Annotated in this window: 21 protein-coding genes; 12 read left to right on the forward strand and 9 right to left on the reverse strand. The window is 47.3% G+C overall.

Annotation, left to right across the window (positions count from 1 at the left end; translation table 11 throughout):
• Window positions 1-120 precede the first annotated feature (120 nt).
• A complete protein-coding gene (locus tag EOO49_RS12705; protein ID WP_290846248.1) occupies window positions 121-2,079 on the forward strand; it encodes an endonuclease in 1,959 nt (652 codons plus the stop codon).
• Here the strand turns inward: EOO49_RS12705 and EOO49_RS12710 are convergent, their stop codons facing one another.
• Complete coding sequence (locus EOO49_RS12710) at window positions 2,080-4,509, reverse strand: PAS domain-containing protein (protein WP_290846250.1); 2,430 nt, start codon at window positions 4,507-4,509, stop codon at window positions 2,080-2,082.
• Window positions 4,510-4,752: 243 nt separating this feature from the next.
• On the opposite strand from EOO49_RS12710, the gene EOO49_RS12715 reads away from it, so the two are divergent.
• The gene (locus tag EOO49_RS12715) at window positions 4,753-5,469 is read left to right on the forward strand and encodes a 3-ketoacyl-ACP reductase (protein WP_290846252.1); all 717 of its coding nucleotides are present in this window, start codon (window positions 4,753-4,755) and stop codon (window positions 5,467-5,469) included.
• A 579-nt stretch (window positions 5,470-6,048) separates the two neighbouring features.
• Here the strand turns inward: EOO49_RS12715 and EOO49_RS12720 are convergent.
• From EOO49_RS12720 to EOO49_RS12755, 8 genes are read right to left on the reverse strand one after another with little or no spacing between them, the layout of a single operon-like run.
• Window positions 6,049-7,905, reverse strand: a complete 1,857-nt coding sequence (locus EOO49_RS12720) for a hypothetical protein (protein WP_290846253.1) — start codon at window positions 7,903-7,905, stop codon at window positions 6,049-6,051.
• A 6-nt stretch (window positions 7,906-7,911) separates the two neighbouring features.
• Window positions 7,912-8,343: a GPW/gp25 family protein gene (locus EOO49_RS12725; protein WP_290846254.1), complete on the reverse strand. Its 432-nt coding sequence runs from the start codon at window positions 8,341-8,343 to the stop codon at window positions 7,912-7,914.
• Window positions 8,324-10,753: an ATP-dependent Clp protease ATP-binding subunit gene (locus EOO49_RS12730; protein WP_290846256.1), complete on the reverse strand. Its 2,430-nt coding sequence runs from the start codon at window positions 10,751-10,753 to the stop codon at window positions 8,324-8,326. Before EOO49_RS12730 ends, EOO49_RS12725 begins: the two co-directional genes overlap by 20 nt.
• A 9-nt stretch (window positions 10,754-10,762) precedes the next feature.
• Entirely contained in the window at window positions 10,763-11,275 is a 513-nt protein-coding gene (gene tssO / locus EOO49_RS12735; protein WP_290846258.1) for a type VI secretion system TssO, read from the reverse strand.
• A 12-nt stretch (window positions 11,276-11,287) separates the two neighbouring features.
• On the reverse strand, window positions 11,288-12,475 hold the full coding sequence (locus tag EOO49_RS12740) for a hypothetical protein (RefSeq protein ID WP_290846260.1): 1,188 nt from the start codon (window positions 12,473-12,475) through the stop codon (window positions 11,288-11,290).
• Between the two features lie 24 nt (window positions 12,476-12,499).
• Window positions 12,500-13,363, reverse strand: a complete 864-nt coding sequence (locus EOO49_RS12745) for a TssN family type VI secretion system protein (protein ID WP_290846262.1) — start codon at window positions 13,361-13,363, stop codon at window positions 12,500-12,502.
• Window positions 13,363-14,298, reverse strand: a complete 936-nt coding sequence (locus tag EOO49_RS12750; protein WP_290846264.1) for a hypothetical protein — start codon at window positions 14,296-14,298, stop codon at window positions 13,363-13,365. Before EOO49_RS12750 ends, EOO49_RS12745 begins: the two co-directional genes overlap by 1 nt.
• Entirely contained in the window at window positions 14,295-14,861 is a 567-nt protein-coding gene (locus tag EOO49_RS12755) for an NlpC/P60 family protein (protein ID WP_290846266.1), read from the reverse strand. The genes EOO49_RS12750 and EOO49_RS12755 overlap by 4 nt, the downstream gene beginning before the upstream one ends.
• A gap of 322 nt (window positions 14,862-15,183) precedes the next feature.
• Here EOO49_RS12755 and EOO49_RS12760 point away from each other — a divergent pair, with 322 nt between their 5' ends.
• The 10 genes from EOO49_RS12760 (at window position 15,184) to EOO49_RS12805 (ending at window position 24,086) form a co-directional block, all read left to right on the forward strand.
• A complete protein-coding gene (locus tag EOO49_RS12760) occupies window positions 15,184-16,170 on the forward strand; it encodes a PKD domain-containing protein (protein ID WP_290846268.1) in 987 nt (328 codons plus the stop codon).
• 18 nt (window positions 16,171-16,188) lie between these two features.
• Window positions 16,189-16,653, forward strand: a complete 465-nt coding sequence (locus EOO49_RS12765) for a hypothetical protein (RefSeq protein WP_290846270.1) — start codon at window positions 16,189-16,191, stop codon at window positions 16,651-16,653.
• An 8-nt stretch (window positions 16,654-16,661) separates the two neighbouring features.
• Window positions 16,662-18,026 carry a DUF5458 family protein gene (locus EOO49_RS12770; RefSeq protein WP_290846272.1) on the forward strand — a complete coding sequence of 455 codons (1,365 nt, stop codon included), beginning with the start codon at window positions 16,662-16,664 and terminating at the stop codon, window positions 18,024-18,026.
• 164 nt (window positions 18,027-18,190) lie between these two features.
• Entirely contained in the window at window positions 18,191-18,577 is a 387-nt protein-coding gene (gene tssD / locus EOO49_RS12775) for a type VI secretion system tube protein TssD (protein WP_290846273.1), read from the forward strand.
• 104 nt (window positions 18,578-18,681) lie between these two features.
• Window positions 18,682-19,077: a type VI secretion system tube protein TssD gene (gene tssD, locus EOO49_RS12780; protein ID WP_290846275.1), complete on the forward strand. Its 396-nt coding sequence runs from the start codon at window positions 18,682-18,684 to the stop codon at window positions 19,075-19,077.
• Window positions 19,078-19,084: 7 nt separating this feature from the next.
• Window positions 19,085-19,504, forward strand: a complete 420-nt coding sequence (locus tag EOO49_RS12785) for a hypothetical protein (protein ID WP_290846277.1) — start codon at window positions 19,085-19,087, stop codon at window positions 19,502-19,504.
• Between the two features lie 119 nt (window positions 19,505-19,623).
• A complete protein-coding gene (locus EOO49_RS12790; RefSeq protein WP_290846279.1) occupies window positions 19,624-21,444 on the forward strand; it encodes a phage baseplate assembly protein V in 1,821 nt (606 codons plus the stop codon).
• A gap of 11 nt (window positions 21,445-21,455) precedes the next feature.
• Window positions 21,456-21,626 carry a hypothetical protein gene (locus tag EOO49_RS12795; RefSeq protein ID WP_290846281.1) on the forward strand — a complete coding sequence of 57 codons (171 nt, stop codon included), beginning with the start codon at window positions 21,456-21,458 and terminating at the stop codon, window positions 21,624-21,626.
• An 18-nt stretch (window positions 21,627-21,644) separates the two neighbouring features.
• A complete protein-coding gene (locus EOO49_RS12800; RefSeq protein ID WP_290846283.1) occupies window positions 21,645-22,685 on the forward strand; it encodes a DUF2931 family protein in 1,041 nt (346 codons plus the stop codon).
• A gap of 9 nt (window positions 22,686-22,694) precedes the next feature.
• Window positions 22,695-24,086 carry a DUF2235 domain-containing protein gene (locus EOO49_RS12805; RefSeq protein WP_290846285.1) on the forward strand — a complete coding sequence of 464 codons (1,392 nt, stop codon included), beginning with the start codon at window positions 22,695-22,697 and terminating at the stop codon, window positions 24,084-24,086.
• Window positions 24,087-24,093 lie beyond the last annotated feature (7 nt).

Genomic DNA, 24,093 nt, shown 5'->3' on the forward strand with positions numbered 1-24,093 from the left:
TATTTTGAATATATCCCTAAAATCAGGGATATTTAACAGGTTGATAATCGGGTTTTTAACGAAAATTCCTTCACGGGCTGCGATAAAAATGTACCTTTACGGTGACTAAAATTTCCCGTAATGTTCAAAAATACGCTGGGCTTCCTGCTGCTTTTGTGCTCGTTTTCGAGTTTTTCGCAGGTTGTCATCAATGAATTGGATTCCGATACACCAAGTACAGACGACAAGGAATTCGTAGAACTCAAGTCCAACGTCCCGAATTTTCCGCTTGACGGATACGTGTTGGTTTTCTACAACGGAGCCACGAATTCGAACCGAAGTTATTTCGTGCTCGACCTCGACGGACTCATAACTGACGCAAACGGCATCGTCCACATCGGAAACCAACTGGTAGCGCCCGTTCCGGCGAGGATTTTCTCGAACAGCGTAATCCAGAACGGAGCTGACGGCGTGGCCTTGTATGTAGGAAACGGCTCCGATTTTCCAAACAACACCATAGCGCATTCCAACAATCTCATCAGCGCACTCATTTACGGAAACAACAATCCAGATGCCACGACCTTGATGTCGCTTTTGGGCGTTTCGGTACAATATAACGAAGCCGCGAACGGACTCGGCACGACGCAATCGCTCCAAAGGAAAGCCGACGGAACTTACGAGGCAAAAGCTCCGACTCCGGGCGAGAACAACGACGGAAGCGGCATAGTTTTCAACGGACTGACAGCGAGTTCCAACATTACCTACGAAATTGCCGAAGGTGCAAGCATGACTTTGACGTTCAGCACGCAAACGCCGGTAACATCGGCGCTCACATTTACTTTCTCTTTCGAAGGAACGACGTTTTCCACAGCCGATTTCACCGGAAATACAACTCTTACGATTCCGACGGGAGCGACAACCGCGACGACGCAAATTACTATCGTTGACGACAATCTCGACGAAGGCGACGAGGTTTTCAGGCTCAAATTCGGAACGCTTCCAACAGGATACGTGAGGATGAACGACAATCTTCCGTTCATCGTGATCGACAACGATTTTACGACGGCAACTTACGGAACGCCGCTGAATCCAACCTACGGACTGGTCACACCGGGAATTCCGGCGGGGTATTACGATTCGCTCGAAGGAAAAGCCGGAGTCGAACTCAAGCAAGCCATCCAGGCGATCATCGCAAATCCAAATGTCGTGCGCGCCCAGAATTACGGCGACATCCAATATATGTTGCAGGACGCCGACCAGAATCCTTTGAACAGCAATCAGGTTTGGTTGATGTATGTCGAGCAGCCAAGAGGCAAATATAAGTTCCAATCGACAGCATCGAATACGGGTTCCTGGAACCGCGAGCACATTTTTCCGCAATCGCGCGGCGGATTTTCGGATGGAACGAGCAGTCAGGCTGACGGAATAAACGTCTGGCTTCCGACAGGTCCGGGCGATATTCTGGCCGGTCACGCCGACGGACACCACATCAGGGCAGAAGACGGGCCCGAAAATTCCTCGAGAAACAACCGCGATTACGGATCGGACTACAACGGGCCGGCAGGAAACCAAGGCAGCTGGAAAGGCGATGTGGCGAGAGCGTTGTTTTACATGGCGGTGCGCTACAACGGACTCAATCTCGTCGTCGGGAATCCTGACGATACGACCGGAAACCAAGTCATGGGCGACCTGATCTCACTTTTGGCGTGGAATCACAGCGATCCCGCGGACGATTTCGAGATGCACCACAACAACGTGATCTACAACTGGCAACTGAACCGGAATCCGTTCGTGGATTATCCGGATTTGGCCGATTATGTGTATGGACAATTCGCCGGTGCAAGCTGGCACGCGCCTTTGTCGACGCCAAGTCCTGAAAAACCAAAAGTCGCTTTGTATCCGAATCCATCTAAAAACCAATTCCGCCTTTCGGGAATCGAAACGGCGAGTATCGAGATTTTCAGCGTTGCGGGAATGAAAGTAATGGAAGCACAGGTTTCAGGAACCGACGCAGTGAATTTCGACCTGAAAACGGGAATGTATCTTGTGAAAGTTTTGTCCGACGGAAAAGCTACCACGCTAAAACTCGTGGTGAAATAATCACTTGAATTTGACGATGAATTTCGTGCCGTGACCGGGTTGGCTTTCGGCAGAAATACTTCCGCCCATGGCTTCCACCTGATTTTTGGTGATGAAAAGTCCGATGCCGCGCGAATCAGGATTGCTGCTGAAAGTCTTGTACATACCAAAAATCTGGTCGCCATATTTCTCCAGATCGATGCCGATTCCGTTGTCGCTGACTTCGAGTATTTTCGAAGCTTCACATTCCGTCCATTTCACGAGTACTTTCGGGTCGCGTTCCGAGCTGCTGTAACGGATCGCATTCGAGATCAGATTCAGCAGAATACTTTCCAGATAGGCCGGATTGAAAAGGATTTCAGCTGTTTTCGGAACCTCGACCTTGATATCCGCAGCCTTTATCGCAATTTGTTCCGATAGGACGGCCAGTGCATTTTCCACGTAATGCCTCACGTTCAGATCTTCCGAAACCAAACTGATATTGGTTTGGATGTTGACCACTTCATTGAGATTCGTCATGGTTTCGTTGAGTGAAGCCGAAACCGTGCGCAACATCCCGATCATCTGTTTCCTTTCGTTTTCCGAATCGGCCGCGTCCATCAAGACTGCGATCGACTGGATATTGCTTGTGTGCGATCGCAAATTGTGGGAAACGATGTACGAAAAATTCTGCAACCTTTTGTTTTGCTCGATCACGAGTTTGAGCGATTCGTTGAGTTTCCTGTCAGATTCCTTGCTGTCGGAAATGTCCATCATGATGCCTCGCACGTAAGCGGGCGCGCCCTTTTCGAACACGACGCTCACATAATCCTTGACCCAAAGTATGCTTCCGTCTTTTTTGATGAATCTGTATTCGAACTCGAATTGCTTGTTCTTGCGCACGTTTTCCATGTAGGCGCGAATCGTGGATTCCCGATCTTCCGGATGCACGTGATTGGTCCAGAAATTGGGTTCTGACAGCCATTGTTCTACCGGATAACCCGAAATTTCCTCGGCCTGCGCATTCACGAACGAGATGTTGTCGTTCTCGAAATCGCTTTCCCAGACGATGCCGTCAATCGTGTTCACGAGCGACTCTATCTTTTGTTGGGAATTGTAGATGAGTTTTTCAGATTCTTTCCTGTCAGTGATATCTTCCGTGGCGACGATTACGCGATCGAGCGTTTCCTCACAACCTTTCATGACGGTCCATTGCAGGAAAAGCTGGCGATACGATCCGTTTCCGACTTTCATTACCGTGTCCATCGAAGTCGTTGTGAGCGATTTGGAGACCGCCGCGATCTGTCGCACGAAATCGTCCTGGACGTCGCTTCCGATAATCGAATCCAAACCTTCGGCCAACAATTCTTCGCGCGTTTTCGGATAGTGCAACCTCAGGCATTCGTTGTTGACATTGATGATCTTTACGAGCGAGAGGCAGTTTTTGAGTTCGTTCGGATTCTTTCGGAAAAAATCGTTGAGGAATAAAAAATCGCGTTCCATGAGGTTCATGTCTACGAGATAGCGCTTGACGTGCGAAAAATCTTCTTCCCACAAGGCAATTGGCGAATCGTTGAACAAACTCTCGAATTTGGCTTCGCTCTCGCGTGCGGCCTGCGCGGGTTTTTCCAGAAGTACGGTTACCAGGAACCCGAACAGCAAAGCCACGGCCATTCCGAAAAGCAAAATCGGGAACACGATCCAAAGTGCGCGATAATTGTCTTTCGAGGCCAGGATCAGTTTCCAGCCGCCGTCGGGAATTTCACGCGTTACAAAATTCTTCCCGTTGTAACTGTCTTCGCCCGGCAAAAAATACTGGATTTGTCCTGTGGACGGATTGGTCTTTACGAGCTGGAAATAGAATTTGTTCTCGTCGATAGATTTGAGTCCGGCGTAGCGATAGAGCGTTTCAGGTTTGATCAGCACCGCCGAAAATCCCCAGAATTTGCCTTTGCGATAGACCGGCAAACGGCCAATGATTCCCATTCCGCCTTGCTTCAGCAAGATCGGTCCGGCGAAATACATTTTTCCGTCGTTGACAGATCGCATGGCTTCGATTTTGTGATCGGGCGAATTCAGGATGTCGAAACCAAGTGCTTTTTCGTTTCCGATCGTCGGATAAATATACTTGATCACGCCGCCGGGAACGAGTTCGAGCGTGTGGATGAGATTGTTGGATTGCAGCAGTTCAGAGGCGATCCTGTCGAAATCTTCGGGCACGCCGTCGTCGTTGATCGTCATCGCGATCGATAAGGAGGAAGCGTAACAACTTTTGATCGACTGCTCAAGATTTTGGTGCGCGGCATCTATGAGTAAATGCATTTCGCGTTGTTCGTTGGCCTTCGACATGTGGTAACGCTGAAAGGCAATCAAAGTCACGATAAGCGCCAATAAAAAAGTCGCCAGGACACCCGAGGTTTTCGGATGCGAGGCGAACCAGTCGAATGTACTTTTTCTTTGCCGTGGGATCATCCGGGCAAGCAGGTTAGGTTAGTCGAACAAATGTAAGTATTAACTTTTGATTAACATTCGTTGAAAGTGTAAATAGCCTTTTCGGATGCGCTTCCGCGGATGCAATAGCACTGAGAATAATCGGATTGGCGTCGGTGGATGCAATACGGGTTTCGAACCTAGCATCCGAATCCCAAAAAATCCCAATGTTCACACCAATACCAACGGAATTCCCGAAATTTACGGCACTCAAAAAAATACAACATGAACACATTGAAAGGAAAAACGGCAATCATAACCGGCGGTAACCGCGGATTGGGAAAAGCGGTCGCGTTATTGCTGGCACAGGAAGGCGTAAACATCGGCTTGACCGGAAGAAACGAGGAACAACTTGCCTCGGTCGCGGCCGAAATATCGAAAATAGGAGTGAAGTCGGCTTATGCGATTTTTAGCGTCGACAACGCACAGGAAGTAAAATCGGGCATCGACAAATTGGTGAATGAACTTGGAGGCGTGGATATTTTGGTCAACAACGCCGGAATCGGCTGGTTCGGATCACTCGAAAAAATGCCTGCCGAAGATTGGGAACAAGTCATCAAGACAAACCTATTCGGCGTTTATTACACGTCTCAGGCGGTTTATCCTTATCTCAAGGAAAAAGGCGAGGGCGATGTCGTGAATGTTGCGTCTACCGCGGGACTCAAAGGTGGCGCCAATATGTCTTCGTACGCCGCCTCGAAAGCCGCCGTGATTTCGCTTTCGCAGTCGATGATGGCCGAGTGGCGTAAAAACAACATCCGCGTGATCACTTTGACACCGAGCACGATCGCTACAGACATGAGCATCGAAGGAAAACTCACCGACGGAAATCCCGAAAAAGTGCTGCAACCCGAAGATTTCGCCGAATGGGTGCGCGACATGCTCAAGATGAACCGACGCGCTTTGATTGCCAATGGGTCGATCTTTTCTACGAATCCATAATTACAATCAAGTTCCAAAATTCAAATTCCAAATTCCAAAATCGCGGTGGCAACTTCGGGTTTTGAATGCTCGGATTAATTTTGTTAAATTTTGTGGCGGATTTTTGCTCTCGGTTCAATGGAAATTCGCGAATTCGCGGTTGAATTGAATTCGGGTTTGAGAGCCCGTGTTTTCCTGCCTGCCAGTTCGCTTTTTGACAAGAATTTTTGCGGATTACACGATTGTGCTTTCGCGTCTTCGGATTTCATGGACGGAAATCTCCTCGTTTAGTTTTTACTACAAATACAGGATTTTACATTGGCCGAATTATTCGTGTACTCGTGGCTCAGTTCATAAAAATCTAAATGTTCAGGCCGAAACAGTTAGCGGAAAATGGCTTCTTGTGTTTATTTCTTTCAACGCAAATTCGGAAATTTCGTCAAGTTTTCGATCTCTATCGATATTCCAAAAAACAACCCTGTCACCGTTTAAAACAGTGACAGGGTTTATAACCCTGACAGGGTGTGCATTTTTTGTACGAAAAAGTCAGAAAAGTCAGTCAAATCCCAACCCAAAAAAACTTGCACTTAAACCATCACTTCAAGCCGAATAAATAACGCGAAAAGGAATAATGTTAACAGCACGCTTCTCAATGGTAAGTTTTAGGTTCTCGCTTAGAAAGTGCCATTCCTCATCGGTGTAAATTTCAGGATTTTTACGATGGATGTAAAGATCGATAGTGGGCGTGTATCCGACATTTTCGTCCAGGCTCGTCTGGATTCCGTTTTTCACTTCGACGCCACTTATCGCGTCTCCATAGTGATTCTTGCTCAAGATTATCAAATCCTGTCGCGTCACTACACGTTGGTTCGAAATCAGATTTTCGCGGTAGGCGTAGATTTTCTGTGAATTCGTTAGTTCGTCTTTTCCGCCTCTTGTACTCGATAAAAAGGCAATTCCGTCTTTCTCGAATTCCGATCCCTTGTAAACGGTAAGTCTCGAAAAAGCGTTGATTTTGTTTGCACTTTCGCCGTTAGTCGTCCAGTATTTCACGAAAAGGCTGCCTTTCCGATTTTTGTCTTTTGTGTTCAAAACCAAGTAAGGACTGTTGGCGTTCTGCATGTCGAGTTGCACCATCTTGTTTCGGAATCTCGAAATGATCTGGTTGATTTCCTTGAGGTTGTTGTCGGTGAAATCGTGTCCGAGCCTTGAAAAAGCCGCGGCTTCATCGCGAACCAGATCGATCAGGTAATTGATTTCCTCGGTGGCATTCCGCTCGTCGAATCGGGCAATTCCGCCAAAGCGCAAATACGTAAAATCCTTGTCTTCGTTGCGTTCTTCGGTCGAAGTCACGATGTCGAATTCCTCGTTTTTGTCGTCGGTGACCGAAAGCAGTTCGAGAAAAAATTCCTGTCCGAGACTCAAAGGATAAATATTGAGCAAATTCTTGATGTTGCCCTGCATTTCGTTGAGCTTTTTGTTGATCGCGGGAAAGCAGTTCGTCGCGCAAAACATTTCGGCGAGCATGTCGTTGTTGATCACATTCGGAAATTCGACTCGCAACCAAAGCAGTTTTTCGGCTTCAAGTTCCTTGAGGTTTTCTGTGGGAAGAAACTGCGAAAACTCCTTTGGAACAGAAGTATCCGACTCAAAAATCGTGAGAATGTCCTTCACGGTAATAAACTGCTTCGAATAGAATTCGTTGACGTGTTCCTGGGTTTTCTCGATGTGGTAAAAACTCTCGCTGCTCAAGGATTCGGACGCAAAATCATCCGACGCATCGTTGTTGTAACCTTGTGTGGTATGCAATTCGTAGTCGTTCAGGAACCATTTCGCCTTCGGAAGAAAATGATAGAAAGTCGTCCTGAAATCGATGTTCTTCTGGTAAAAATAAAACATCAGATCCTTGACGATACCGTTTCCTTCGTGTTTGATTCCAATCCACGCTTTTCCGTAAGGCGAGGGTTTCAGGAATTCCGAGCTGCCAACGCTTTCGCGGAACTGGTCTTTAGAGATTTCCTGGACACCATTCGGAAGCACGACATACCGAAGCTTATTGCGCGTAAGTTTCACCGGCGCGGTCGGCCCGAAAAAGTAGCTTTTGAGATTGGTTTCTATCGGATTGTAAGGATTCGTCTCTTTTCGTTGGTAATAAAATTGATGATGATCGTGCAAGATAACCTCGTTCTCGACCGGATAAGCTTTCAAGATCGCGCTTGCCGGAGTGGCTTTTGTCGCGGCAGTCGGTGTGAGGATGTCGATCAGGCGCTCGGTCATGCGACGTCGGCTCGAATAGATTTCGCCCGAAATTTTCTCGAGTTCCTTGGCGCAAACGTCAAACAACAAATTCACGATGGGATCGAATCCATTCTCGAGTTCGATATCGCTGTAACCCCATTGTTTGGCGGCGCGCTTGAGCAAACGGTCTTTGATCTGGTCTTTCGATAGCTGGTTCATGGGCGTTTATTTGAAGGAAAATGGCGCTAGGAAATAGGAACTTTTGTAGTAGTAAGGCTGGTTGGTTTTCTTGATTATGCCGTAAACGATGATGTCGAGGCGTTTTTTCACGCGGATGTTCGTCGCATAATTCACCGTGTCTTCGTTCACGCTTAAAGTGACGTCGGTAATCGTGAGGCGCTGCTCGTACTTTTTTACTTTCGAAAAAACCGAGTCTTTTATGATGTCTTTCAGATGGTTTACGTTCGCCAATTGGTTGAAATCGGTTTCCCAGATCACCGTCCCGAATTCGTCGTCATATTTGTATTCGCCAAAAATTGTCGAGATGATAAGCGAGATGAATTGAGCAAGCGATTCCTCGATCGTCACTTTTCTCACGTCTTGTCCCTTGGTCAGATTTCCAAAAGCCAACGGCAATTTATAATACAGATCTTTCATGCGCTTTCTCGAATTTGATGGTGCCGTTTTCGTCCAATTTCACCTTGAGATGATCGCCTTTCTGGATTTCGTTGGCGATGATCATACGTGACAACGGCCGTTTCAACTGATTTCTGATGATGCCTTTTATCGGACGCGCACCATATTCAGGACTGAAACCTTTGAGCGCGATCGCTTCCTTGTCAGCCGCGTCGATCTCGAGCGTGATCTCAAGTTTTTCAAGCAATTGCAGCAGTTCTTTTTTGAGGTGGATGTCAAAAATCCGGGCGACATTCGTGGAGCTGATCGGCGCAAATGGAATGATTTCGGTAACGCGTCCCAAAAACTCAGGACGGAAATAAGGACTCATCAACTTGATAAGATCGTTCGACTCGGGAATTATCTCCTGATCGAACTGCTTCACGATATAATCCGATCCGATGTTTGAGGTGAACAAGATCACCGAATTCGAAAAATCGCCTTCTTTGCCCAATCGGTCGTGCAGTTTTCCCTCGTCCAAAATCTGGAGAAAAACGTCGAAAACAGACTTGTGGGCTTTCTCGATCTCGTCAAAAAGTACGATGGAATAAGGTTTCTGACGGATTTTATTGACCAGAAGTCCTCCTTCTTCATAACCGACATAACCAGGAGGCGCGCCATAAAGCAAAGCAGCCGAATGTTCTTCCTTGAATTCGGACATATCGAATCGTATGATCGCGCTTTCGTCCCCGAACAGGAAATCGGCAAGCGACTTGGCGAGTTCGGTTTTCCCGGTTCCCGTCGGACCCAAAAAGAAAAACGACCCAATCGGTTGTCCGGGTTTTGTCAATCCCGACCGCGATTCCAGAATCGCGTCCGAAACCACTTTCACGGCGTGATCTTGCCCGATGACGCGTTTTTTGAGCGTATTCTCGATTTCCATCAACCGCTCGCGTTCATCCGACTTGACTTTCCCGGCTGGAATTCCGGTAATGCCGGAAACGATCACCGACAAATGCGAAGGAAGCACGATTTTTTCCTGCGTTTCCAAGGCTTCCAAAAGCTCGAAAAGGTTTTTTATCTGGGAATTCCTGTCGTCTTCCGAATTGTTTTCTTCCGAAAAAAGATAACCTGCGCTGTGGAAAATGCGCGAAAAAAGGTCAGCATAAAGCGCTTCCTTTTCCTCGTTTTGGGCCTTTTCGATTTCCTCGAATTCGGTCCGCAAAGCCGGAAGTTCTTTCTTTATAAGCTCGCGCGCGACTTTGAGCGAAGACATTGTTCGGTCGATCAGGTCGAGAGCCGAATCCGGAAGCGATTTTTCCTTGAGATACCGTTTCGAAAGCCGAATCGATTCCGAAAGACCTTCGTCGTCAATCGTGTAGTCGTGGTGCGTTTGGTAATGGTCGATCACGTTCTTGATCATTTTGTGGGCGAGATTCGCGTCTGGTTCGGCAATCTCCAAAACCTCGAAACGTCTGGTAAGCGCGTCGTCCTTGCCAAGCGATTTTCGGAACTTATCGGTCGTGGTCGCGCCAATGAACGTGATGTCGCCTTTCGACAGTTCCGATTTTATCAAACTCGTGATGCCCGAACCCTGACTTGTATCGAGCAATTCGTGAATGTCGTCCACGAAAACGATCGGTCTGTTGAATTCGCGTATCTCGTTGAAGAGTTTCTGCAATCTGTCCTCGACTTCGCCTTTGTATGAAGCGCCCGCAAACAGCGAACTCACGTCGATTTCGAAAAGTGTCGCCTCGTGAAAGATGTCGATCGCGCTCTTGTTTGCGATCTTGTGGAAAAAACCTTCAACTAAAGTCGATTTGCCGACGCCGCTTTCGCCCGTAATCACGATATGCGGTTTCTGGCGGCGGTTCAAGACTTCGGTAATCGTTTTGATTTCGCGATCGCGTCCAATCACGGGCACGAATTCGACGCCTTGCAATTTCCGGAGCTTGTCGATACAATATTTGTTGATGTTGGATGAACCGCGCGATGTAACACTGCTGACAGCCAAAGGTTTCTGGTTTCCAGATTTTGCGCCTGTAGCAAATGCCGTCTCAAGTTCGTGTACCGAAACCGGGAGCGACTTGAGCTGATCGTTCGAAAACCCAACGCCCGGCGTGACCAAAGCGATCAGCACGTGAATGAAATCCTGGTCTTTTCCGGCTTTTTGGGCAATCGACTCGCTTTCCGACAGCACCGAATCGGCGTGGTCGTCGAGTTCGGGTTCGGTTGTGGGTTTGGCGGTTTTCGCGTATTCGCCCATTCTGATATCGGCCCAATCCTCGAGATAAAAAACGTCGATTCCGGCCGCGTCAAGCGCTTTCATAAACGGGAATTGGCGGTTGAGCAAAGCTTTCAGGAGATGCGCCGGACTGCATTTGGGATTCATGTTCTCACGCGCGACCTGTTTGGCCACGTGGAGCATTTCGAGTAGGTTATCGGCTGTCATAACTTGGATTTAAGGGCGCATATTGAGTTGTCTTGCGAGTTCGAGTTCGCGCGCAAGGTCTTTGTTGTCTTCTTCGTAAGCCTTGATCTGGTTGTTGAGCATGTCGATTTCCTTTTTGGAATCGCTCACCTGAAGCAACTGTTTTTTGGTGTTCACAAGATCTTTTACGGTCAGGATGTAATTGTCGTAAAGCTTGAGCGACTGGTCGGAATCGGGTGGAAGCTTTTCCTTGAGGCGCACGAGTTCGTAAGTGATTCCCTGTTCGATGAACTGGAAACTTTCGGGTGCTTTGTCGAGCGAATCGACGAGTTTCGAGACGTGCTCGATCTTTTCCGAAAAACCTTTCTGGAAATTGAACTCCTTGAGAATCGTCTCGTTTTCGGCTTTCAACACCTCGTTTTCCTTGAGCGGAAGTTTGAAATTGACGAATATCGCGGCGATGAGCGTGCCGGTTGTGATCAAAAACATCAACAGGAACAGCAAAAATGCCGACAATCTTTCTTTTCTGTTTAGTACGTCCATGGTAGTTTGGTTTTATTCGGCCAAAAAGGAAGGCGAGGTTCTTGGTTCGTCGTCGTCGTCATTGGCAGCGTTGCCGAAGAACGAAGGTTTCGATGTTTTGAGGATGTTCTCGTTGACGAAGATTCCGGAGTCGCGTTTCTTGCCGATGTAATCGAGTTGGTTCAAAATCGAGAACAGATTCCCGGCGTGTTCTATGAATCGCGTGGCCTGCACGATTGTCGGAGCGATGTCGTATGCATTGCACTTCACGTTTATCGTATCGGTGAAAAGCCTTTCGTAGTCGCCGCTCGTGATTTCGGTCCATTCTGAAAAATAGTTGAACAGGACTTCTTTTCCGTCTCCCGAAAAAGAGTCGAACGTATTCTTGATCACGCGGGCCAAACTCACGGTGTTTTCCAAAACTTCCATAGGACTCAGGTTTCCGCCTTGCCACTTGTTTTTGGTAATGCATTGCGCGGTGAAAATCTTGATCTTGTCGCAGGCGTCGAAAACCATTTTGGCGATGATGTTCTCGTCTTCGGTCGTGTTCCGGAATCTGATCTTCTGCGAAATCTGAACAGAATTGAATTCCATCTGCTTGAAGAAATTCTCGTAGTTCTCGAAAAGCGACAACAAATTCGGATGGCTGTTTATCACCATGCAAGGCGGGACGAAATCAGTGATTATCTCATAATTGTCCTGCGTCATGCGGAATTTGGCCAGCGGAAACTGCAAAGCGCCAATGTTGTTCTGGTTCACTTCAGATTCGACGATGCTCGTCAGGAAATACCTCGGAAGCGCATTCGGAAACCGCGGCGGCACCTCGTCCATTTTCTGTTCGCCCGACGGAACGCGCTGAAAAGGATCGATGTTGAGCAACAGGAAATAATCGTTCTCGCGGAAATCGAAGTCGTTCAACGCGATGCTTTCGGAAAATTCGCCCGTGTAATTCGTGATTTCGATGCGTCCGCCGCCCGGAGTTACGGCTTTGAGAAACTTGATGTTCACCGTGAGTTCGCGATGGGCATCGATCGAGATCGAGTACTGGAAAGGGCGCGTCAAAGGCGTCGGCAAAAGACCGTAGTTGATGTAATTCACGCCAATCGATCGCGCGTCGCGAAGCAGATCCTCGATATTGTCCTGCAAATCAATAAAGTGGTTTTTATTGATCTTCATTCCGTCGATCCAGTTTACCGGAAAATGTTTGATGTTTTCAGCCATGTCGTTGTGTTGTAGGTTGTTGTGTTAGATACGTTGGCAAATGATGGTTTGTCCGTCCTTGAGGTTGTTCGTGTCGATCGCCAGATCTGGGTCGATATAGTTCGAGCCGCTGAACCACTGCGGTTTGGTGTAGAAATACCAGCCGTAAGGTTCTCTTGCCGAATCGAGATAGTGGATTTGGCTGTTCGGATTCTTCTCGTTGTAATCGTTGATGAAGTAGTAGAAAAGCCGTCCGAATTCGAAGGCACGAGGCGCTTTCACCTTGAAATTGATGATGTGCTTGTCCCCGTCTTTTTTCTGGAAAACGAGATTGAGGATGATGATATTCCTCATGTCAGACGAATGCGGATCGGGATAGATCTTGCTCACCGGATAAAACCAGCGCTTGTGCAACTTTACCGGAATCGAGATCGCCGTTTCGAATAAGGTGTAGCTCATCGTCGGTAAAAAGAAAACCAGGACCGTTCCCAACATATAAGGCAGGAAAGTGAACTCTTTGAAATAGGCGACGGTCGCAATCACGAAAGCCGACAGGAAAATCGCGCTCACAAACGAGATAGCCAATTCCTTGAAGATCGATTTGGAGTCGAATCGCTTGAAAAGGTTTCGGAAAAGAATCAGGTGAACCGAACCCGCAATCAGCATAAAAGCCTGAACCGACAAGAATCTGTCAGTAAGCGTCGTTCCTTTTAGATTGTAGAGAATTGCCCCGAAAATCAGGAAAAAAAGTCCCGTCGTCAACATATATATAAGGTAGCGTCTCTTGTCCTGCCGGAATTTCGGGACTTTGCTTCCGATGAAAATACTCACGATAAGCCCGATGGCCACGGCCAGGAACACATAGATTAGGATTTCGGCCCCGCCAAATTGGTTAAGGTAGCTGCGCATTACAAAACGGTTGAGATTCCCAATCGGGATTTATAGATCAGTTCGTCGTCCATCGAAAACAGTTCGTCTTCCGGATTCAGGCTTATTTCGAACGAGAATTGCGAATGGAACGGGATAAAAAGGTTAAAGAACGCATTGAGGAAATTCTCGAGCTCTTCTCCGGTGAAATACAAAGGCAGGTTGGAAGGCTTTGAAAGCGGCCCGATCCTGAAGTGGTATTTCTTGAGGAAAATCTTCTCGCTGCTGGCAAGTGTCGTGTTTATTCCCATTATCATTTCCTGTTGTTTGTCTTCGATGTCGAAATTGTTTTCGAGTATGATGTTGTCGCTTGTAAAAGAGACCGATTCGCCGATTATCTCGGAAAGTATGCGGCAAAGCTCGACCGTGTCGTTCACGGGTTTGCTTTTTTGCAGCATCAGCGCATAGAACAGTTTGATGACCAGATGATCAGGCATTTCCTTTTCGATTCCGAGGATTGACTTGATGATATCGGCGACTCCATTGGTATTCAGTCCCGATAAAAAACGCGCCTCGAAAGTCTCGATCTCGTGCCGGAACAAAAAGAACTCATTTTCCAGCGGACTGAAAAAATCGCGCGCCTGTTTTTCCTCTTTCTTGCGGCTTTTGAAATCCTGAACCGGATCTTCGCGCACATCGCGTCCGGAGTAATCGTGCGTGATGCTTTGCGGAAGGATGTCGTAAATCCCGTCTCGGCTCACGGTAATCTCCAGCGCATCCGGATCATTCCTGTCCTGTTGTACCAAAGTCACGTCCTTGCTGAACTTTCTGTAGAAAAGGCTTTTGTGGATGATGTTCACATCGGCCGGATCGACGCCTTGGTGCAAAAGCGCATCGAACAGCAGTTCCATTCGCACATCGAAATGGATCAGGCTGCGGTAGTTTTCCGTGAAAGTCTTTTTGTCGAACATAGTCATGATTTGAATCGGCCGCCGCTGACGAAATTGCTCTTCCACTTTTTCTTGTCGAGACTGTAAATGGCTGCTTTATTGTTTTCACTCGAGACGAATCTTCCGTTTTTGAGATAGACGCCCGTGTGTGTCACGACCTCATCGCTTGATGTCCTGAAAAAAACCAGATCGCCTTCGCGAAGGTTGTCCTGCGATTTGAAAAGCTCGAGTCTCTTGTCGCTCATAATGTCTGTTGGAGTGCCCGTGATCTTGCGGTTGTAGACCGAATCGTAAAGCAAGGTCACGAGTCCTGCGCCTCCGGTCGAGATTCTTTTTCCCTCGCAACGTTTCACGAAGCCGTAAAGTTTGGCGTTTGTCAATTCAGAAGGTGCGACACCAAGTTTCAGCGCAAAGTAAGCCTTGTCTTCCTTGCCGAGTTCGCTCGTTTTTTCACCGCTTGACGGACCGCCTCTTTCCTTGTCAACATAGGCGTCGGTTATGATGAAATCTTTTTTGGATCCGCACGATCCGACACAGGCGAACAAGCTGCAAAAAATCAGAAAAAAGAAAAAGCGTTTAGTTGGCGGCATAGGTTTGGGATTTGGAAACTGTAAGATATTTTATACGGATTTGATGTTTGAAACAAGTGTTAATTTAGGACAACTCTGACATTAAATTAGTATATTGTTAATACAATTTACCTCAATTAACAATTTCATAGCCGATTTTTAACAAAGTTTTCGTCAAGAATTTTCTTTCATAAAAAGGTACGTTAAATGATTGACAAGATTTTGTTAATAATGGTTTTTGGTAGTTTAAAATTCAATTGCTTTGTTAGAAGCGGGAAAAGCGATTTTCCCGAAAATGTTTCGGAATCCTTAGAGAAGTGTTTAAAATGCTAAACAATATCACATGGCAACCGCTATTAAGACCCATTTCGATAAAAAAGTGATAATTCTATTTATCGCACTTTTCATCGCGTCCGGAGCTTTGCTTGCTTTCAATCTCAATTCGGAAGCCCGCTGTCTTGCCAAGCAATTCGAGGTAAGTTCAGGAACACTCAAAGAAAACGAACTGATCACTTTTACAGATGTCACGCCCGGTGCTTACGACTGGAAATGGTCGTTTGGTGACGGTGCCGAATCTTCCTTCAGATCGAAGACCACACACGCATTTCCCAAAGCCGGAAAATACAAAGTGAAACTCGTGGTCAACGGATCGTGCAAGGTCGAAAAAGAGCTCACGATCTTGCCCCGAAAAGAAGAACTCAACAAGGCATTGCTTCCGGTTTTCAGCGCGCCGGCCGTCGTATACCAAAATGCCGAGGTCGCTTTCGCGGATGCCACAAAACACGCCAAATCGTGGGAATGGCGATTCGGGGACGGCACCAAGATCGACGCCACCGAAAGCCATCCGAAACACACCTATAGAATTCCCGGGGAGAAAGTGGTTTCGCTTGTAGTGAACGGCGACATCAAATATGTTTCCTACCAAAAAATTACGGTGCTTCCGGCCAAGAAACTCAAGAAAGACTGGGTCAAAGACAGGATTGCACGCCGAAGCCAGGCACGCGCGGACGCCGTTGGTGAATATTTCGAGAAAATTCCCGAAGCGCCAAAAAGAGGTCCGGAGCTCGACGGAATCGACGAAAACAAACTGAGGTCGATATTGCTCGGCGTGTCCGAGGACAAATTGTCTTACGCAAACATGACCCGATATATGTGTGACGACAACCTTCCGCTGGTGCAGTTGAGAGACGGAAAAGCCATTTCGCTAAAGGAACTCGACAAACAAATCAGGAACCGCGCGATAAAAATCCGAAAACTTAGCCTGCAAAAAGACAAAGACAATTGTGTCGCGCTTATTTTACTCGATTTCAAATTCAGATCATTGTTCTAATACCTAAACATATACAACATGGCAAATACATTTTCAAACAGTTACGGCATCGGTGGTAACGAAGTAAGGCTGGAAGGGCAGGAGGCCATCCTCGAAATCCCGCAAAACAAGACCCTTATTGCCCAAAAGCTCACGCCAGATACGCCAGTGCGTCCGGAAATCGTCACAGGTCTGCAAAACATGGACGAGGTTTTCGAGCACTTTTCCCCAAAAGTGAAAGTGAATTTCGAGGACGACGAAGGAAAGATCTCAAGGGAAGAACTGGCTTTCAAGAATGTCGGTGATTTCTCGCTCAACGGATTGACTTCGCAAAGTCCATTTCTGCAGGATCTAAAAACCAAGACCGTCCAATACCAGAAAATGATCAAGCAACTCAAGACCAACAAGGTGTTGAAACTTGCGCTCCAGGATCCGGAAGCCAAAAAAGCCATAATCGCCTCTCTCGAAGGATTGATTCAGGAACTTGAACAAACCGATAAATAAGCCGCCCCATGACAAACTCTGAAAATAACAAAGCTACTTTAAACAACAGCCAGGAAAAAGTTGCGGGCGCCAAGTCGCTCGAGCAAAACCTCGATTCGTTTTTGCAATTCGGAGGTTTCGACCTTTTGGAAGGCGCCATCGACGGCGTACAGAACCTGAATCCGGAAAGGAAAGCCAGAAAAAACATCTTTCTGACCGAGAACGCCAAAAAGCAGGAGCGAAAAGAACTCAAGACGGTTTTGAAACTCTGGAAGGAATCGCTGTTGAAGTCTGACAACCTCGTCGACCTTGTATCGGAATGCGAACAAAAATCGCAGGAAGCCGAACAAACCTTGAAAAAGAATCTGACCACGGCCGTTAACGAATCCAAGGAATTGGAAGAAAGTTACAGAACGCTCCAATTGTTTTTCAAGAACACCGAAGAAAGCAAAGTCAAGAACATCGCCATTCTCAACGCCGAACTCGACCAACTCAAGGATCTTGACAATTCGCGTTTCGTGGACCATATAAACGAAGAACTCGTGAATGGTTTCGACAGGCTCGATTTGCGTCAAAACTATTCGCTTTTGGTGATTCCGGGTTATTTGGGATCGAACAAAGTCATAGAGAAATGGGCGAAAATGGCCTATGAAAACAAAGTTATGCTAATCACCGATTTCCAGCATCTGGACGAACCGGATGATGTTATGGAAATGTTCGAATCGGCAAATCTTACAGGTGGCGACACTTACAGATCGAACGTGATGATGACGTGTAACTGGCTTGTCGGTCGCGGAAAGCACGACGAAATTGAGGAAGAAGACAACCTTTACATCGCGCCATCGGCCGCACTTGCAGGGAAAGTGTACAATACTTTGATGTCGCAAGTTACCGCCGGTAAGAAATTCGGCGGCATAAACGAAGTCGACGGCGTAAAATTCGACCTCAAGAAAAGCGAGATCGCCAATCTTGAAAATATGGGCTTGATCCCGATGGTGAACGAGTACGGAAAAGTCATGGCCTTTTCGGGCAAGACTTTATTCAACGGCGACAACTTAGGATTGCAGACTTATTCGGTTGTCCGGGTTTTCGATTATGTGACAAAAGTGTTGATGGATTTCCTCAACAGACGCGCTTTCGAGAACTTCAACGCCAAGACGCGAAAAGAAATCCTGAACCAGATCGTGAAATTTCTCGACAACGTTTCCGGTCCTGACAAACTCATCGAGGATTTCGAGATCAAACGCTTCGAACAGGACGAGCAGCAAAAGGACAGGATTTTCCTTGACATCCGCCTCAAGCCTTATTTTCCGGCCAAAAATTTCCTTATAAAAATGGATGGTCAAAAAGGAGACGATGGAAACGATTGGGATACCGAATACGCTGAATCCTAATATGTTAAAATTGATTTATTTAGAATTTTTTAAGAATTAGTTAAACCAACAAAATCATATTTTTCGTACATTCATACTACTTAAAAAAGGCAATCACTCACGCCTTTTGCCTCCCTCAATTTAACTGAACCCACGTCTAGAAATAAACCTTAAACTATATTACTATGTCATTTAAATCTAAACTCAAAGTTGGCGGAAAAGAGCTGAATGTTCTAAGTGTTTCTTACGATCTGCACCAGGAAATCGACGCCACTGGTCGCCCATCGTCCGTTACCCGCGGTGGTACGATCAATCTTGCAATCGAATCTACCGGAGATTCCTTCTTTTTCGAATGGATGACCAACAATTTCGAGCGAAAAGACGGAAGTGTCCAGTATGTCAAACGCGACACCGACGCAAAACTAAAAGAACTGAACTTCAAAGAAGGCTACCTGGTCAAGTACAACGAAACTTTTGATGCCAAAGACGGCAATCCGCTGGTGGAAACTTTCACTATTTCCGCAAAAGAACTTTCTATGGGCGGAGGTGCGCATGTCAACGAATGGGTTTGATTTTCTTAACAACACATTGAAGAAACAGTAAAGGGTTTGCGCTTCCTGCATTCCCTTTATTCTTTCATTTTTCAGATGATTGTTAACTAACGAACCTTTTCGATATGTCATTTTTAGCCAAACTGGAGATTGACGGTGAGGTCATGAACGTATTGGAATTCCAGTGCACGATTAACCAGGACACCGACAAGAGCGGAAAACCTTCGGCAGATCCCGTCGGAGGAAAAATCAGGGTTGTAGTAGAATCTACAAAAAGTACCATGCTGTTCGATTGGATGGTGAGCAACACACAAACAAAAAACGGTAAACTTACCTTTTACAGAAGGGATGCGATTTCGAAAATGCGCGATCTTCAGTTCAAGGATGCTTATTGCGTGCATTATGACGAGATGTTTGTGGCTTACAATTCCATGTCGATGAAGATCGAGATCGTGGTTTCGGCCAAGGAAATCGATATGAACGGATCGCGATTCGCGAGAAACTGGCCTCTTAAACTTTAGGTTACACATGCGAAGCAATTATTTCAACCGATATCAATCGATCAGAGACGATTTTGAAAGTCGCGAAAACCAATTTGCGTCAGGTGAAAACCGATATTTTGAGCATTCCGATTTCAGGTCGGATGCGCAAATCGACGTCGGGCTTCCATCGGATTCATTCGGCAAGTTCGCCAATCCGGGCAAGAATCACATCTGCGGAAATTCTCCGGACTATTTCACGTTTTCCCAAAAGCGCGATTTTCCGCAATTTGAAGCTTCCGATGAAAAGCAGCCACCGAATCAATCGGACGAATTTCCAAAGTCCCAGGTTTTTTCGAATCCGGAAAGTCGCGATTTCCTTTTTTCGTCACAAAAATCGGCTTACCTCAATTACGGTGAAGTTTCGGTTTCGAAGGATGTTTTGGGAAAAGCGATAAATCTTTTCTGATCTCAGGCAGCATTTATTCCGTTAGCTTATCGTCAAGACGATAGAAGTTATCGCATCCGGATTTTTCGCAGGAATACCGATACCGCACAATTGCACATAATAGCCAAATACAAAGCGCTATGCCAATAAGTACCCAAATAAAAATTACCATAGCCGGAGAGACACTCACGCGTTTTTCCAAGCTCGTGATCGACCAAAAAATCCAAACGCACCACCGGTTTTCGCTTTTACAGCCGCTGCCGAAGGAATTCGTCGAGCAAGCGATCGACAAAGCCCAGAAATACGTCGGGCAGTCGATAAAGATCGACATCGATGCCAACAGCACGGTCACGACTTCGAATCTGGTCTTCAACGGCATCATAACCGAAGCGCGTCTGATACGAACCGCAGGCGCATCCGGCGGAATTCTCATAAACGGTTACAGCCCGACAATCTTGCTCGAAGGCGCGCCGCACACGCGATCTTACAGCGCCAAAACGCTTTCGGATATCGTAAATGAAGTCCTAAAAGACTACTCTTCCCAAGAACTGAAACCATCCGTAAACGTTCAAAAAGACAGCACTTTGCCTTACACGGTGCAATACGGCGAAAGCGATTTCTCGTTTTTGGCCAGAATCGCCGAGAAAAAAGGGCAGTGGCTTTATTACAACGGATCCGAAATGATCTTCGGGAAACCAAAACCAAAAAATTTCACGCTCGAATACGGACGCATCCTGCATTCGTTCAACATAGAAATGCATGCCAAATCGCTTGCTTTCGACTATCTCGGATACGATCCGTCGAACGGGGACACGCAAAAGGCGAGTTCGCTCGAGGTCGACCATCAGGCAAAAGGCTATTCCAAAACATTGTTCGACGCTTCGAGGAAAATGTATCCGAAAGCCTCGACGATGCTTTATTCGCATTCGCTCGACGAAGGAAATTCCAGAACGCATCTCGTAGACCGCGTCACCACGCAAATGGAAGCCCGCACGGCAGATCTTGTCGTGGCTTCGGGCAATTCTGACGAAACCGGTTTGCGACTTGGCGATATCGTCTCCATAAAAGAACCTGCGTTCTCGCTCACCGGAAATGTGGCCGAGCGCTTGCAGGAGCAAAACTTCGGAAGTTATATCCTGACCGAGATCGTACACACTTGCGACGAATCGGGCAATTACCACAATACGTTCAAAGCCGTCCCAGATTCCGCGACAGCTCCGCCTTACTCAAATGTCCACAGTATTCCGGTTGCCGAATCGCAGCCCGCAACGGTGATCGACAACAACGATCCGGCTGGTTTGGGACGCGTTCAGGTGGCGTTCGCCTGGCAAAAGGAAGGAGGCGGGAACACACCTTGGATTCGCATGCTAAATCCACATTCGGGCGGCGGAAAAGGCTTCTATTTCATCCCTGAAAAAGGCGAGGAAGTTCTGGTTGCGTTCGAAGGCGGAAATGCCGAAAAACCGTTCGTGCTTGGCTCGATGTACAATGGATCGGCGTCAAGCGGATATGCCGAGCAGGAAAACACGGTAAAGGCGATCCACACCAGAAGCGGCCACATCATCAAGTTCACCGAAGACGAAAGTATCCTGATCACCGACAAAAGCGGCAACCAGATCGTGCTCGATACGACGGGAAAAAATATCAACATCACGGCACCGGAAACCGTTACGATCAATGCGAAAAACATCGTGATGAACGCCCAGGAAAGCATTTCGTCCACGGCCGGCAAGAACATTTCCTCGAGTGCGGCCAAAGACATCGTGCTATCGGCTTCGGGCGACATCAACGAAGTTTCCGAAAGCCGAACCGAGATCGCCGAGAAAGACTACACGAGAACGTCGGCCACGTCTCTCGAAATGGCCGAGGAAGTGACGCTCAACAGCACCAAAGAGAACATCCTGATGCAAAGCGCCAAAACGGTGGCTTTCAACAGCGGCGAAAAGTCCAACATTTTTTAATATCGGAGAAAATGGCAATCGTAAAAATGGCAGACAACATCAAGATCACGGTCAACAACCGATACATCGCGACGACAGCGACCTTGAAAAAAACCGCCGAAAGCATGAAAGTCGACGCGACAAAAAACAACCTGGCGCTGAATTGCCTCAAGAAAATCTGCGCGAACGGCGACAAGAAATAACCAACACCAACCAATTTCATGAACAAGTTATCGCCTAGAATACTGCTTTTCAGCGTTTTGACGTCCATAAGCATTTTGGGTGGTTCCTGCCAAAGCCAAGGTCAGAACAAGATGGAAGAAAAATTTGCATGGACGGCCACTTTGTCGGCTCCGGCCGAATATCCGATAGAAATCTACAAAGGAGAATTGTCCAGCGCCGATTACGACCAGAACTTCAAGGATTGGGGAATAATCAATCCCGGTTGGGGCAATATGTTCGGAACGGTCGTAAGCGGACCGACCCAAAAAGCCGCGCCCGACAATCTCAAGGTGACTTGGCTGTCTTTTGCCGAAAAGAAATTTTTCTCGGGCAATTTCGAGCTTCCGAAAGACAAGATCGCTTCGCTTCTCCAGCAAGGATTCAAGGACGAAAACGACAAACAGCAAGCCTACACGAACATCGTGATCGGTTTTGCCCCAAAAGGACTGGCCTCGATTTGGGTCATGGGCGCAGGGAAACGCGTTTTGGTCGCACAATTCCACGCAAGGGAAACTACGATAGATCCCAAGTCGGTCGAGTCTCACGATACTTATATGTTCCGCGAAGGCTATATTGAAAGAACGCTCCAGAACGACATGATCATGACCGATGAGGTCAAACAGAAAATCGCGGTGTCGGGAAACCCTGATCCTTCGAAATACGAAAAGCATTACAACGAGAAATTCAGCTGGAAACCGTCTTTCGAGTTGTACGAAAACGGAAGCGCAGAAAACTTCGGTTTCACTACTTTCAACGGCGAAATGGACAAACTCTTCGGCGAAAGCCTGACCAAAAGTGAAGCCAAGTCGAGAGCCGTTCCGAAGGAATGCTTTTTCTACTGGAAAACCGACAAAGGCGAGAAACACGCGGTAAAAGTCGTAAGCTTTGACGAGAACGAGATCTACGAAGCTTTTCACGCAGTTGGCGAAACCTCGGGGAGGCTTGTTTTTAAGGTCGCCTCGGGCAACAAGGTCGACATTTCACTCAAAACCGATTCGAAGGAAATCGCGCTCAAAAAATCGAAAGTCAAATCGCAATAACGATCGGTCATGGCAGAAAACGTAACATTCGGCACATACGAGGCATCTGAATTCGAGGATATCACTGCGGTTCGCGTGCACATAGACGTGTATTTCGACGGAACGCTCAACAACATGTACAACTCCGAGCACTTCGACAACAATTCGCCCGAGTTCCAGAAGAGCGGCGGAAACAAGAAGAAAAAAGACTCGAGTTATTACAACGACAAGTCAAATGTGGCGCGGCTTTGGGAAGTTTCGCGTCAGGACACCAAAATCTACATAGACGGAATCGGGACGGAAAAAGGCAAGAAAGACAGCACGATGGGCTTTGCTTTCGGATCAGGTGATACGGGCGTAATCGGGAAAGTTTCCATCGGATGCGATCAGGTCGTCGAGAAAGTCGGCGTCAAGATCCAGGGTTACGACAAGGTTTCGCTGCTTATTCTCGATGTTTTCGGATTCAGCCGCGGATCGGCCGCCGCAAGGAATTTCGTGCACGAGGTCGGAAGAAAAGAACACAAATCGAGAATGATGCCCGTTTCTGTCGGGGAAACGATCGTGATGCAACGCCAGGACGACGACGGCAATCCGACATCTCTGGAAACCGTTCCGGAATACGGACAACTGGGCGTGAAACTGAAAGCCGCCAACCACAAAGTCGACAAGATAATCGTGCGCTATCTGGGCATTTTCGATACGGTTTCTTCTTATCATCCGACGCTTTCACTTCGTCCGAATTTCAGGAATGACGTCGATGAGCTGCATCTGAACCACATCGGACATTCGATGAACGTCGTGCATTTTACGGCCGAAAACGAACACCGCACCAATTTTTCGCTCACGCATTCGCCCGTCGGGATGGAGAAAAGCTTTCCCGGCGTGCATTCTGACATTGGCGGAAGTTACAAGAACGGAACTGAAGTTGTAGAGGAAATCGAAACGACCTGGACAAACCGCAACAGGCTGAATCCGTTGAAGGAAAAGCTTGTCGCCGACGGTTGGTACAATCCGGATCAATTGGAAATCACGGGCGGGAATTTTTATTTTGCGCTTCAGGGAACGCGCGAATTGCGGAACACTTACAGTTTTATACCGTTGCATTTCATGGCCGAGATAGGTAAGACGAAATTGGTGCCTTTCGATACCGACACGCTCGAGAAAGAAAAATATTCCATTGAAAAACTTGAGGAAGGTTACACGCAGGAAATGGCCGATTTGCTCAAACGCGTCAAGGCGAAACTGCGGGCTTACGTTTTCGACGGCGGGCCGGCTTACAGTTTTATCCCGAGCCATGTCATGCCACCAAATGCCGAACAGCAGGATTTGCGCAAGCTCCGGAACAAGTTCTTGCATTGGTCGGCCAGGCGCGAAGGCATCGGAATGGATCCGAACAGCGACCGTAAACGAATCGTGTACTAATTTGCAT

Source organism: Flavobacterium sp. (assembly GCF_004295795.1).
Lineage (GTDB): Bacteria > Bacteroidota > Bacteroidia > Flavobacteriales > Flavobacteriaceae > Flavobacterium.